Genomic DNA, 13332 nt, shown 5'->3' with positions numbered 1-13332 from the left:
CGAAAAAGGAGTTTCGACCATGTCCACCGACTTCATCGCGGGTCTTTCGCAATCGTTACTGAACAACGCCAGTGAATCCATTTTTCCCACGATAGCGCCCAAGCTGAGCGACACCGCAAACATCCCCGATGCGAACGCGAGTTTGACCTGGAGCGTATCTGCACCACCGACATTCAATTTGGCCGCCAGCGGTAGCGGTCAGACTTTCCTGGTCAGTATGCCGGTGGATCTGTCCGTGACCGTGACCGGCGGGGACCCCACCAGCAGCACAGTCGGTGCCAATGCCAGCGCACGGGCAATGGTAGATGGCAACGGTGTGGTGCGTTTGTCAGTGACCGATATCAACTTTGTCACCGACGATCCGTTTGTGGACGAGATCCTGAACGCCTTGAAGAGTGATATCGCCAGCAGAGTGAACAGCCTGATATCCGCAATCGCCATACCGCTGGGCCCCGTCAACGGTATCACCTTTGCCGGATATGCCCTGTTGATCGATGGCGGCAACGCCTATGGGGCGGGCGGACTGTCCTCGCCGGTCGCTATCAGCCAGAAGCAGCCACCGTCCAATGGCGGCTTCAACCTGGTACTCACCGAGCCGCTGATCCAACAGGTCGTCGCCAATCTGTGGTGGAGCACAGTACAGAAGACCTATTCGGCCAGCGGTGCTGTCGTGCATCTCAACAGCTACAGCGCTTCGGTCAACAACGGTAACCTGACGCTGACGCTCAACTTGAGCGGTAGCTACAGCTTGGGCCCGGCAGACTGGGATATTTCCATCAGCCCGGTCACCGCGACGCTGCAGGTGGTGGTGGATGCGCAACGTAACGTCCGTATAAGCGGCGGCAGTGTTTCTCGCCCATCGGTCAACATCACTCCCTCCAATTTCTGGGCATGGATGGCGACGTTGGGCGGTGGTGTGATCTCCTCTATTACCCTGGCGATCCTCAACGATGTGGTAGGAGGTCAGATCCAGGAAACGATCCAAGGTCAGTTGGCTCAGAGCCTGCTGCAAATCCCGGATCTGAGCGGCAATTTCGAAGGTTTCACTCTGCAGGTGACGCCGCGGAACCTGAACATCACAGGCGTGGGCAATCAGATCCTGCTGACGGGTACCGCCAGCGTCACCGCCAGTTGAACGATATCCCGGCGGAACCTGCGCCGACACCGCCGGGATACCGTAATCGCCCTCACATGGAGTGAACGCCCATGCCGGAAATCGCCGATTACATGTCATGGAATATCGAAAGCCTGTCCTCGAGGAAATGCGCCAAGGACGTCTTTCGAAACGTCAACGTCGCGGCCTGGATCGCCGTGTTGATCGATGAGATGCAGGCCAACGTCATCGGCGTCATGGAGGTGACGCTCGGCACGGGTGAGCAAGCAGTGCAAGTGTTGGTCCAGGCCATCAATGATCGCAAGAAGCTTGTAGGTTCAGGGAGCAAGTGGAAATACGAGGTGTCGCAGCGAAATATTGAAGTCGCCCATACTTTTGCCCGACGCGCCGACAAGTACGCGTTGCTTTGGGACGATGCAAACGTCAACGTCAGCAACATGGCAGTCGCCGCCAGCACCAAGGTGATCTTCGCTGACCGCAATCCACTGTTCTGGAACATGCAGGCCAAAACCGCTGGCAAGCCCAAGGAGCTCAACTGCCTGCTCTGGCATGCCCCCCAACCCAAGTACCACAAGAAAGACGCGACCATCCAGTTGCTGGCAGATCTGACCGAAGAGATCGAGATCAACACGGGCAACACGACCTTTTTGATCTCTGGCGACTTCAACTACGACACTGCCAATGCTGCAACCTATGCGCCTCTGACCAGCCTGAAGTTCTCCGGTATATTCGACGGCGAGAAGACCACCCTTACCTCGTTGAAATCGTTCGTCAATGACATCGTCAATCGCGAGAAAATGATCCAGCGAGGCGATGTAGACGACGCCTTTTTGGCCAGTGCCTACGACAACATATTTATCCGCGGCATCACCTCCAATTGGGAACTCAAGGTCTGCGTTCCCAACGTCGTCCTCCAGGAAATCATGGACAGCTTCACCTTCATGATCGTCACCCGCATGCAGCTGCAGCTGGCAATGAAGAATGCCAAGATCATCAGCGACCACATGCCTATTGTCATGACTCTCGAAGAATAACCCCAGCGAACTTCGCTTTCTGATGAAGAAATGGCCATGGATATCCAAACGCTTCGCGAGAACCTCAAGATAGGGCTGGACGGGACGACAACCATCGTTGCCGGTACGGTGACCACGACAAAATTCGCCGATTTTTACGGGCGCATTTTCGACAATCAACCGCTGACAATTTCCAATGCGAGCAGCGGTCCCGACGACGGCGGCAATACAGTGCAGCGCGTCGGCACCGCCTCGCTTTTTCGGCAAGTGGCTAATGCTCCCGTAACAGCCACTTTTGTGCTCGACCCGCAAAGCGGCGACGTCAATGTCCAGTTGGTGTTCACTTTGATTGGCACAGGACGAAACTGGAAATTTTCCGACAGTTTCCCGGATCTGCCAGTCAGCTTCGACTTCAGTTCCAGTGTCACCGCTCCCCAGACGTCGGTGCTGGACGATCTCACGCTGACCGCCGCATGGTTCTATGCACTGACCGATGCCGCTGTCGTTGATATCGACCTGGGTTCCACCAAAGCGCCAGTGTCGCTGGATGCAGGGCTCGGTTTCGCTGGCATCGTTGAGCTTAAAGGCGTGCTGCTGGCGCTGGAACATCTACTGGACGTCAACGACCGTTTCGCGATCGGCGGAAGCATCGTCGAACCCTCCGTGCAGGTGCCGCCGTTGCGCGAGATGGTTAACAATTTCCCATGGAAAGAACAAAACTCGCCGCCGGGCATCAGCCTGTTCGTGGACCTGGGACTGGAAGTTTCCATTTCCGAAAAACTTTCGCTTACCCAGACGATCTTCTCGGTCTACAGTCCTTTGAGCGCGAAGTGGTGGATGGACAACCCCAGCTATGAGCCATTCATGGCGATCAGTGGTGCGCTGACGATACCCAGTGCCGGCCTGACCGTTGAGCTGTCATCGAAGATTCCCAAGGGCACTCGCAAGCTGGTGATCACCGGAGAATTCAGCGGTTTCACCTTGAGCAATCTGGCGGACCTGCTGGACCTGGCAGGCACCTCGACGCTGATCGACTACCTGCCGGGGCCACTGCAAGACGCCCTGCATGATGCCGGCAAGCTGCAGTTGCTGGACGCAGCGATCGCGCTGACGGGGTCGGGCACCGGCCTTAGCGTCGACTATGTCTACCTGACCGTTGGCATCCCGGACGCCCAATGGAAACTGCTGGGCGATGAGTTTTTGCTCCAATCCATCTCCGTTGAGTTCCATGTCACCACGCCCTTTATCACGCCTGCACCGGCCGCTTCGATAGAGGCGTTGTTCCTGATCGGTAACGCCGCCCAAGTACGCGTTAGCGCCGGCTATCCTGATTTCTTCATTGCCGGCGAACTGGAGGACGCGGTGACGCTGCCGCTGCAGGCGCTGCTCACGCAGTACCTGCCGTCAATCCAGCCACCGACTGATCTGACGATCGATATGCTATCGGTCAACATCGATGCCCAGGCTGGCTACAACTTTTACACCGAAATGGCCGAATCCCCAGGGTGGGTCATTCCACTGGGCCCACACAACCTGACCATCGAGGACATTCAATTCGGTTTGTCAAAAGGGCTCGGAGCGAACGCTAAGACCTCGGCTCAGTTTGCCGGCGGGCTGGTCTTCGACGACAACCTGACGCTGGCCATGTCTTACGATCCCACTCAGGGGCTAGCGTTGCGTGGTGCCCTGCCCCAAGTCACGTTGAACGGGCTGATCGGCTGGTTATGTAACGCCAAAGCTGTACTGCCCAGTGGGCTCGGCGACTTGACGTTCACCGACTCGACGCTGTTGATCACCAAGAACCAGGATCAATTCAAGCTTTCGTTCGGGACCGAGGTTGCCAACGCCGGCTCGCTGGCCTTCGAACTCCTGGACCAACAAGGTACCTGGGGCTTTGCGCTCGGCCTGGACTTGTCCCTGTGCACGCTGTCGGCGCTGCCAGGACTTTCGTCCATCCAGGCATTCCTGGATATCTTTCCCATTGCCGGCGAGCAAGTGGTGATCGTCTCCACCCTGACGACGTCGGATTTCACCTTCCCGGCTCTGGACCTGTTTCAAAACCCGCAGATCAAGTCAAAGCAGATCACCATTCCAGCTTGGTCAGGTGGCCTGCACGAAGGCTTCTACTTTTACGCACAGACCCAATTGAAGCAAAACAGGACCCTGCAAAACCTGGCCAGAATGCTGTCCATTTCGCCAGACACTGACCTGAATGCAGGGATATTCATTGGCACCAATGCCGGCACCCAGGCACGGCTCTTCGCAAACATCAGCACGGTGATCAATCGTTCGGTGACACTCAGTGGTGCCTTGGGCGTGCAGATACAGGCCGAACAGGTTGAGTTCTATTTGACCGCCACCGCTCGCGCCACCCTCGAGTCGCAACCGGTGCGCTTCGATGTCAGCTTGGCAGTAGTGGAAAACGGTGCATTCGTATCGGGCGACATGGTGGTTGAAAACGATAATGGCACCATCGACTTCTCGGTATTCAAGCTCAAGAGCTTGGCGTTCGAGCTTGGCATTTCCTTCGAAGGCGAACCTTCGATCGGATTTGCCGCCGAACTGGATATCGCCGACATCGATAGCGCCTTGGCGGTGTTCATCGACACCGTGCAACCTAGCCAGTCAATGGTTGCCGGCGCTGTCAGCGACCTCAGCCTGGCCAAGGTGTTTGACGAGTTGACCGGTGCTACTGCCTCGGACTTGCCCGGTTTCCTGCGCGATGTACTCACCCAGATAGCGGTGGGTCGATTGCACAGCTTCGACAGTGATTGGCAGACCTACCACGATGCCCTGAACCATTACGACCTGGCCAAAATTCGCGAAATGTTCGCCGCCGGTGGCGTTAACCTGCCCGCCGATAGTGGCCAGATCCAGTTGATTGTGAACACGCCGGACCAGATTTGGTACCTGCTCGATCTTTCCACGATGTACCACTACGAAATGCTGCGTAACGTGGGGCAGATCTCGGTGTCGCTGGAGGCCCAACTGTACGTCGTGCCTCAGCAAGTCAGCATCGCCACACTGACGTTCCCACAGGGCTTCCACATTTTTGCCGATATTCAGTTTCTGTGGATCCGAGAGCAGATCAAGGTCGAGGTCATGCCCCACAAAGGCATAGCCTTCAATGTCGAGATGGCGCCAATCGTCATCGGCAATGACAAGCTGTTCAAGCTCACGGGGGCCCAGGGCTCGGGCGGCCCTAGTGTGCTGCTGTGCACCTTCTCGGACGCCACTAACCCGCAACCGTACTATCGAACGCCCGCATTCATGATCTCCGGTGAAGCTTATCTGCTGGGTATCGGCCCGCAAATCGATATCGATATTCGGGCTGACCATTGTCATTTTGAACTCAAGGACACCACCCTCGGTGGTTCGACCTTCAACCTGCAGGCCGATATCGACGGTATCGACTCAATCAACGCACAAGGTTCGGCCAGCGTCGGTATCAACGAGTCCATCGATCTTGGGCCACTCGGCACGCTGACCATCGACGACACCATCAATGCCGACCTGGCCTTCGGCAGCACAGACCAGGGAATATTTGCCAACGCATCGTTCAGCTTCACCTTGGCCAGCAGCACGCATGACATCGCCCGCTTCGACCTGGATATCAACATCGGTCCTCTGGAAAATCTCCCAGGCATCCTGCTGGACAAGATCAAACAGTTCTTTGTCGGATTGTTCCAGGACGCGAGGAAATGGTTGGAATACGTCTATCAGGGCATCCTGAAGGGCATTGAAGGGATCGAGCAAATCGGCAGGATCCTCAGAGACACCTTCAAGCTTGCGTGGAAGCAGGCCGCCATCTTCCTCCAGGCTGTTGGCTATGCGGCCGAGGACGTGGAGAAGATGTTGATTGCAGTCTTCGACAAAACCGTTGAAGAAGCGCAAGAAATCGTCGACTTCCTGTACAACAGCATCAAGAATTGCGCGATGAAGAGCGGCTTGCTGGCGGTTGCATGAGAGTAACAAACGCTACCGAAGGCCATCGGTAGCTCTTTTCTGGCGCCCCAGTCAATTTGCAAGATTAGGCAATAATCCGCCTGGATCATGCAATCGCTTCCAGGCATTGCTTTCTATAGTTAACCAGAGCCAAACCATCTGGAGCTGGTACCCCTATGAGCGCCCTCAATATCAACGGCCGTGAATACACGGTTGACGTAGACCCAAGCACCCCGATTCTTTGGACCCTGCGCGACACGCTGGGCATGACCGGCACCAAGTTCGGCTGCGGCGCAGCGTTGTGTGGTGCCTGCACCGTTCATCTGGATGGCCAGGCCATTCGCTCCTGCGTGACACCCATCGCTGCCGCTGAAGGCAAGAAGATCACCACCATCGAAGCGGCGACCAATGGCAGCGACCCGGTCGGCACTGCCGTGCATGAGGCCTGGGTCAAGCACGACGTGGCGCAGTGCGGTTACTGCCAAAGCGGACAGATCATGAGCGCGACGGCGTTCCTCAAGGCCCAACCCAAGGGCAAGCAACCCACCGCCGCCGAGATCGACTCGGCCATGGCCGGCAATATCTGCCGCTGTGGCACCTACGCCCGTATCCGCACCGCGGTGGCGGACGCCGCCAAAGCCCTTGCCTGATCGGAGCCCACCATGTTGAACGAATTTTTCCCCAACGAGCTGCCTCGCGCCCTGCAACACAGCCTGGAGATCGATCAGGCCGATGGCCCTGCCACCCTTCCCCGTCGCAGCTTCCTCAAGATTGTCGGCATTGGCGGTCTGGCCCTCGGCGCTTTTCCTCACCTGGCCCTGGCCCAGGAGGCCAACGGCGCAGCCGCAACGCCGCTGAAACCGACTCAACAGCCCTCCGCATTCGTACAGATCGCCCCTGACGGCGTGGTGACGGTCACCCTCAACCGCCTGGAGTTCGGCCAGGGCGTGCAGACTGCCCTGCCGATGATCCTCGCCGAAGAACTCGATGCCGACTGGAGCCGGGTGCGCAGTCGCAACGGCAACAGCGACGCCGCCTACCTGGATCCGAATCTAGGCATTCACCTCACCGGCGGTTCCAGTTCGATCAAGAACAGCTATACCCAATACCGCGAACTGGGCGCCCGCGCTCGCGCCATGCTGCTGGCAGCGGCAGCCGCGCGTTGGAACGTGGACGTGGCCAGCCTGAGCACCCAAACCGGCATGGTGTTGGGGCCGGGGGGCCGTAAAGCCAGCTACGGCGAACTGGCCGAAGCCGCGATGGCCATGCCGGTGCCGGAAAAGGTCACGCTCAAGGATCCCAAGGACTTCCGCATCATCGGTCAGGCCACTACGCGCATCGATGCCAAAGCCAAGAGCAGCGGCCAGCAGGATTTCGGCATCGATATGCATCTACCGGGGCAGCTCACCGCCGTGGTGGCACGTCCGCCAGTGTTCGGCGCCAGGATTGCCTCTCTGGATGACAGCGCGGCACGGGCAACCAAAGGGGTAAAAGCGGTGCTTCGGGTGCCGCTGGACCGCGGCGCCGAAGGCGTTGCGGTGGTGGCGGACGGTTATTGGCAAGCGAAGCTGGCGCGCGATGCGCTGAAGCTGGAATGGGACCTGGCCAACGTCGAGAAAGTGGACAGTGAAAAACAACTGATCCAATACCGCGAGCTGGCCACTCAACCCGGGCCACGACAGTTCGACGCTGACATGACACCGCTTGCCAGCGCACCGCATCAGTTGCAGGCCGAGTTTGTGTTCCCTTACCTGGCCCACGCGCCCATGGAGCCATTGAACTGCACCGTGCAACTTGCCCAGGGGAGCGCCCAGTTGTGGGTCGGCACGCAGTTTCCCGGCGGTGATGGCGCGGCGGCTGCACGGGTCCTGAATCTGCAACCCGAGCAAGTCCAGGTCAATGTGCAGACGGCGGGCGGAGGTTTCGGCCGGCGTGGCGTGCCCACCAACGATTTTGTCGTGCTGGCTTGCGAAGTGGCCAAGGCCGCGCACGCCGCTGGGCTTGATGCGCCTATCCGCACACTCTGGAGCCGTGAGGACGATATCAAGGGCGGCTACTATCGCCCCATGCACCTGCACCGCGCGCACATCGGTTTTGACGACAGCGGCAAGGTGCTGGCCTGGGACCATGCCCTGGTCGGGCAATCCATCGTCAGTGGCACTCCGTTCGAAGGAATGATCAAGAACGGCATCGATGCGACCGCAACAGAGGGCATGCGTAATCCTTATCCGCTGCCGATGCGCCTGACAGTCCATCACCCCAAACTCAATGTCCCCGTATTGTGGTGGCGCAGCGTGGGCTCCACTCATACGGCCTTTGTGATGGAAACCCTGATCGACGAGATCGCCCGCACCACCAAGCAGGATCCGGTGGCTTACCGGATGAAGCTGTTTGGCGACCAGAACCCGCGCCATCGCGCTGCGCTGCAATTGGCGGTGGACAAGAGCGAGTACGGTAAGCGTCAGCTAGCGGCCGGCCGCGCCTGGGGCGTGGCGGTCCACGAGTCGTTCAGTTCGGTGGTGGCCTACGTCGTCGAGGCCTCGGTACAGGACGGGCGTCCGGTGCTGCACAACGTGACTGCCGGCGTGCACTGCAATCTGGTGGTTAACCCACGCAGCATCGAGGCCCAGGTACAAGGCGCGGCGCTGATGGGCTTGTCGATGTGCCTGCCCGGTGGCGCCGTCACCTTGAAAGACGGTGTTGTGCAGCAAAGCAATTTCGCTGATTTCAGCGTGCCGCGCATCACCGACATGCCAGCGTTCGCCGTCCACATCGTGCCCAGCGCCGAACCGCCCACGGGGATGGGTGAGCCCGGCCTGCCGGCGCTGGCCCCGGCGTTTGCCAATGCCGTGGCGAGCCTGACCGGTAAGCCGCTGCGTGAACTGCCGTTCAAGTTGACGTAAGCGGTGCATGAGGCTGCCCGCCGCACTGCCCTTCCTGGCAATGCGGCGGGGGGTGTTACTTCGCCGTCGCAGCGGTTTCAATCAGCCTGGCAACCGGCTCCGGATTGGAAACCATCACCACATGGGAAGCGCCCTTGACCACTTTCACAGCCTTGGCTTCGGCACGCTTGGCCATGAAGGCCATGGCCTGGGGCGGAATGTTCTTGTCCTTGTCGCCGTAGATGTACCAGGACGGAATGTGCTTCCAGGCCGGAGTCCCTGCCTGTTCGTTCAGCGCCGCCTCAGTGACCGGACGTTGTGTCGCTGCCATCAATGCCGCCTGCCCGGTGGGAACGTCAGCGGCGAACTGGTCGTGGAACTTGTCCTGTCGGATGTACAGATCCTTGCCGCCATCCGCCAGTGCGACCGGTGGCGCAAGGGTTGGCCCCAGGGTGCTGCCGGGGAATTTGCCGGCGAGCCCGGCGACGGTTTCGCCCGCCTCGGGGGCGAACGCGCTGACGTAGACCAGTGCCTTGACGTTGGCATGGCCGTTGGCCGCTTCGCTGATGACGTTGCCGCCGTAGGAATGGCCGACCAGCACAATGGGAGACTTGATGCTGCCCAGCAAGGCGGAAACGGCAGTGCCATCGCTTTTCACGCTGCGCAACGGGTTGGCTGCGGCCACAACGGTATAGCCATCTTTTTCGAGGATCTTCGCCACGCCATTCCAGCTTGAAGCATCGGCAAAGGCGCCGTGCACCAAGACAACGGTGGGTTTTTCAGTTTGTGCGAGCGCGTTGGCCGCGATGAACAGGCTGGCGCTGCACGCCAGTGCAGTCATGACTTTTTTCATTGGGAACTCCTTGGATGACAGAGCTATTGGGCGAATCGGGTGAAGACGAAGTCGTGGTTCTGCACGCGCGCCTGATGGCAGGCGAAGCATGTCTGGTGCTGTGCCTCATCGGCGGGTTTGCCGTTGATAAAGCGGCCAAAACCCCAGCCGCCGGTGGCGGCATATTTGCTCGAGTCCTTGACCATGACCTGCACGGTGGTCGCCGCGCCGGGGATCGAAGCCGGCTCGAACTCCGGCGACTGGACGTGTTTCCACGCCAGCTTGACCAGCACCGTGCCGTCCGGGAACGGCAGTGTTGAATCCTGATAAGCCTCGATCGCCAGGTCATTACCCAGTACCGCTCTCAGCTCGTTCAGGGGCTCCGCCTCCTGGGCCGGAGCTATCAGCGCCCATTGGCGATACCCATCGGGAAGCTTTACGCCGTAGATCGGTGACGCCTCGCCGCTGCCGGCGTCGCCCAGGGCGATGCCGGTCGCGGTCAGTGCGGCCACCGCAATGGCAGCGGACACTGCCAGTTGCTTGAGTTTCATCGTTGCTCTCCCGGCTGGCGTCATTGGAGGTGATCGGCGTCGATCACGGCCTGGGCGAACGCTTGCGGGGCCTCTTGCGGCAGGTTGTGGCCGATACCGCCATCGATCAGGCGATGTTGGTATTGGCCGGTGAAACGCTTGGCATAGGCCTCGGCCGGAGGGTGCGGTGCGCCGTTGGCGTCGCCCTCGAGGGTGATGGTCGGCACGCTGATGGACGGAAAGGTCGCGAGTTTCTTCTCCAACTTGTCGTACTTGGCCTCGCCCTTGACCAGGCCCAGGCGCCAGCGATAGTTGAAGATCGAGACGGCAACATGATCGGGGTTCTGCAAAGCAGCGGCGCTTCGGTCATACGTCGCGTCGTCAAAGTTCCACTTCGGCGACGCCAGTTTCCAGATCAGCTTGGCGAAGTCGTGGGTGTTTTTCTCATAACCGAGGCGGCCACGCTCCGTCGCAAAGTAGAACTGATACCACCACTGCAACTCGGCGGCCGGCGGCAGCGGCGTCTTGCCGGCTTCCTGGCTGCCGATCAGGTAGCCACTCACCGCCACCAGGGCTTTGACCCGCTCCGGCCACAGGGCCGCGACGATATCGGCGGTGCGGGCGCCCCAGTCGTAACCACCGAGCACGGCCTGCTTGATCTTCAGCGCGTCCATGAAGTCGATCAGATCGCTTGCCAGCGCAGCAGGCTGGCCATTGCGCAGGGTCTTGGCCGACAGGAAGCGCGTATCGCCATAACCCCGGGCATAGGGAATCAGCACGCGATAGCCCTTCTCGGCCAGTGCCGGCGCTACGTCGGCGTAGCTGTGAATGTCATAGGGCCAACCGTGCAGCAGGATGACCACCGGCCCATCGGCAGGACCGACCTCGGCATAGGAAACGTCCAGCAGGCCAGCCTTGACGTGTTTCAACGGGCCGAAAGACGTGTGGCTGCCCGGCGTGATGGAGGCGATGGTGCTGGCAGGTACATCCGCGGCGCTCGCCTGTGATGAGGCAAAGCCCAAGGCGCCCAGTTGCATCATGGCGAACATCAGGATGGATGGACCGAACAGGCGCCGAGGCCGTGCGGTGGATGTGTGGTTCAACAGAGTCGTGTCCATGGTGAATCTCCCTTGCTAGCGGTGGTGAGCCCCTGAGACGGTTTGTGCTATCTCGATGGAGCCCATTTGACGCCGGCCAGGTATCCCGGATGTGTCACGGACGGGCCTGAAAGAAACAGTCCGTATCGACAGGGAGGCTGGATACAAAGAGATACATTTATCGCGAGCAAGCTCGCTCCCACAGGAGATTTGTGATGACCGCCCGACCTGCGTACACCCGAGAACCGGTGTGGGAGCGAGCTTGCTCGCGATGACGACGGCACATTCAACATGGATGCTGGCTGACTCTCCGCTATCGCGAGCAAGCTCGCTCCCACAGAGGATTTGTGATGACCGCCCGACCTACACCCGAGAACCGGTGTGAGGGCCGTGCTCGGCTCAGGCCGCCCCGCCCTTGCCATGAAACGCCTGCCCCAACACCGCCAACCGCTGCGCCAACGGCGGCAAGCACTGGCTGCTGCGAGTCAGGATGCCAATGTTGTCGGCATTGCGCTCAGCCACGGCCTGGACGGTCTGCAACCGCTCATTGATACCCATCGACGCCTTGGACTGTTCCTGGGTGGTGCTGGCGATCAGGTCGTTGAAGTGGTTGATCACCGCAATGTCTTCCACCACGGCGTGCAGCAGTTGTGAGGCGAGTTGGCTGGCGGTTACGCAGCGTTGCACTCCGTCGCGGCTGTCTTGCATGGCGACAGCGGCTTGGCGACTGCCCTGTTGCAGCTTGGCGATGATCTGCTGGATTTCCGTAGTGGAGGTCGATGTCTTTTGGGACAGGGTCCGGACTTCGTCCGCCACCACGGCGAAACCGCGCCCCTGCTCGCCGGCCCGGGCGGCTTCGATGGCCGCGTTGAGGGCCAACAGGTTGGTTTGTTCGGCGATGCCATTGATCACATCCAGCACCTGACCGATCTGTTGCGCCTGTTCGGCCAGGACCTGCACGGTTTCATTAGTCAGATTGATACGCCCGGCCAGTTCGACGATTTCTTCGCGGGTCTGGTCAACGGTGCTACGCCCTCGGTTGACCTGCTCGTTGGCCTGTCCGGCGCGTTGCAGCGTCTGATCGACGTGGCCAGCGATGTTTTCCATGGCCTGGATCAAATGGCTGATCGCACCGCTCATCTGCGCCACTTCGTCCAACTGGTGACGAGCGCCGTTTTCCAGGGTCAGGCCGACCTGGGACAGGTCATGGCCAAGGTCCGAAAGGTTTCGGGTATCGCGCACCACGCCGTCCACCAGGTTGGTCACCTGCTCCAGGAAATGATCGAAACGCTCCGCCGAGGAGACTTTGACACCCTGGCTGCGCTGGGCATCGGCGTTGCTACTCAACTTCGTCGCGGCTGCCAGCACCTTGTCGAGCACCTCCTGGTTGTCCGTGGCGTCGGCCAGGCTCTGGTTCGCCAGGTAAATCAGGATCACGCTTTCCACCACCACGTAGAACGCGTGAAGCAAGACCATGTTCCAGCCGCCATGGGCATCCATGACGAACACCGGATAGCCCTGATGCTGAAGCCAGTGGAAACCCAGGTGGTGGACGGCAATGGTGGCGGCGGCCACGACAATCGGCAGCCAGTCCCGGTAGAACGTCAGCACCGCCAACAGCACGAAAATCCCGAAGTGGAACTCGATCACGCCATGGGTCTGGTTGATGTGTAGCGCTGCCATGACCATCAGCGCCACGGCGATGATGCAGCGCATGGCACGGCTGCCGCCCAAGCCGCGATAAAGGGCGGTGGTCAGCACGCAGGTGCTCGCCCCCACCAGCAACGCCTGGGTGAACGTCGAATGCATGAACGCCAGGCACACGGAATACAGCAACGTCAGCCAGAGCAGCCCCAGCATAATGCGATCGGCTTTGCGGTAATGATCGTTGAAGCGCACGGGCGAGGTCATGGGGGCTG

9 protein-coding genes are annotated in these 13332 nt (G+C 59.9%); 5 read left to right on the top strand and 4 right to left on the bottom strand.

Going from position 1 to position 13332, the window contains the following annotated elements:
• Positions 1-19: 19 nt before the first annotated feature.
• The 5 genes from J9870_RS14430 (at position 20) to J9870_RS14410 (ending at position 8975) form a co-directional block, all read left to right on the top strand.
• On the top strand, positions 20-1135 hold the full coding sequence (locus J9870_RS14430; RefSeq protein WP_210638699.1) for a hypothetical protein: 1116 nt from the start codon (positions 20-22) through the stop codon (positions 1133-1135).
• A gap of 71 nt (positions 1136-1206) precedes the next feature.
• Positions 1207-2148, top strand: a complete 942-nt coding sequence (locus J9870_RS14425; RefSeq protein ID WP_210638698.1) for a hypothetical protein — start codon at positions 1207-1209, stop codon at positions 2146-2148.
• 36 nt (positions 2149-2184) lie between these two features.
• On the top strand, positions 2185-6093 hold the full coding sequence (locus tag J9870_RS14420; RefSeq protein ID WP_210638697.1) for a hypothetical protein: 3909 nt from the start codon (positions 2185-2187) through the stop codon (positions 6091-6093).
• Between the two features lie 155 nt (positions 6094-6248).
• On the top strand, positions 6249-6722 hold the full coding sequence (locus J9870_RS14415) for a (2Fe-2S)-binding protein (protein ID WP_210638696.1): 474 nt from the start codon (positions 6249-6251) through the stop codon (positions 6720-6722).
• Between the two features lie 12 nt (positions 6723-6734).
• Positions 6735-8975 (top strand): xanthine dehydrogenase family protein molybdopterin-binding subunit, encoded by a 2241-nt coding sequence (locus J9870_RS14410; protein ID WP_210638695.1) that lies wholly within the window; start codon positions 6735-6737, stop codon positions 8973-8975.
• Between the two features lie 55 nt (positions 8976-9030).
• Here J9870_RS14410 and J9870_RS14405 read toward each other — a convergent pair whose 3' ends face one another.
• The 4 genes from J9870_RS14405 to J9870_RS14390 all read right to left on the bottom strand — a co-directional run bounded on the left by J9870_RS14405 (position 9031) and on the right by J9870_RS14390 (position 13324).
• Positions 9031-9807 (bottom strand): alpha/beta hydrolase, encoded by a 777-nt coding sequence (locus tag J9870_RS14405; protein ID WP_210638694.1) that lies wholly within the window; start codon positions 9805-9807, stop codon positions 9031-9033.
• Between the two features lie 23 nt (positions 9808-9830).
• Positions 9831-10337: a cytochrome P460 family protein gene (locus tag J9870_RS14400; protein ID WP_210638693.1), complete on the bottom strand. Its 507-nt coding sequence runs from the start codon at positions 10335-10337 to the stop codon at positions 9831-9833.
• Between the two features lie 20 nt (positions 10338-10357).
• On the bottom strand, positions 10358-11434 hold the full coding sequence (locus tag J9870_RS14395; protein WP_210638692.1) for an alpha/beta hydrolase: 1077 nt from the start codon (positions 11432-11434) through the stop codon (positions 10358-10360).
• A 378-nt stretch (positions 11435-11812) separates the two neighbouring features.
• Complete coding sequence (locus J9870_RS14390; RefSeq protein ID WP_210638691.1) at positions 11813-13324, bottom strand: methyl-accepting chemotaxis protein; 1512 nt, start codon at positions 13322-13324, stop codon at positions 11813-11815.
• Positions 13325-13332 lie beyond the last annotated feature (8 nt).

The sequence above is a fragment of the Pseudomonas sp. Tri1 genome (assembly GCF_017968885.1).
Classification (GTDB): domain Bacteria; phylum Pseudomonadota; class Gammaproteobacteria; order Pseudomonadales; family Pseudomonadaceae; genus Aquipseudomonas.
Note: the sequence above shows the minus strand (reverse complement) of the source record. Positions and strands in the feature narration are given on the sequence as shown.

What these genes read in the sequence shown, in the direction of transcription:
- J9870_RS14430 (WP_210638699.1), top strand. Translation starts at nt 20, where the DNA reads ATGTCCACCGACTTCATCGCGGGTCTTTCGCAATCGTTACTGAACAAC.
- J9870_RS14425 (WP_210638698.1), top strand. Translation starts at nt 1,207, where the DNA reads ATGCCGGAAATCGCCGATTACATGTCATGGAATATCGAAAGCCTGTCC.
- J9870_RS14420 (WP_210638697.1), top strand. Translation starts at nt 2,185, where the DNA reads ATGGATATCCAAACGCTTCGCGAGAACCTCAAGATAGGGCTGGACGGG.
- J9870_RS14415 (WP_210638696.1), top strand. Translation starts at nt 6,249, where the DNA reads ATGAGCGCCCTCAATATCAACGGCCGTGAATACACGGTTGACGTAGAC.
- J9870_RS14410 (WP_210638695.1), top strand. Translation starts at nt 6,735, where the DNA reads ATGTTGAACGAATTTTTCCCCAACGAGCTGCCTCGCGCCCTGCAACAC.
- J9870_RS14405 (WP_210638694.1), bottom strand. Translation starts at nt 9,807, where the DNA reads ATGAAAAAAGTCATGACTGCACTGGCGTGCAGCGCCAGCCTGTTCATC.
- J9870_RS14400 (WP_210638693.1), bottom strand. Translation starts at nt 10,337, where the DNA reads ATGAAACTCAAGCAACTGGCAGTGTCCGCTGCCATTGCGGTGGCCGCA.
- J9870_RS14395 (WP_210638692.1), bottom strand. Translation starts at nt 11,434, where the DNA reads ATGGACACGACTCTGTTGAACCACACATCCACCGCACGGCCTCGGCGC.
- J9870_RS14390 (WP_210638691.1), bottom strand. Translation starts at nt 13,324, where the DNA reads ATGACCTCGCCCGTGCGCTTCAACGATCATTACCGCAAAGCCGATCGC.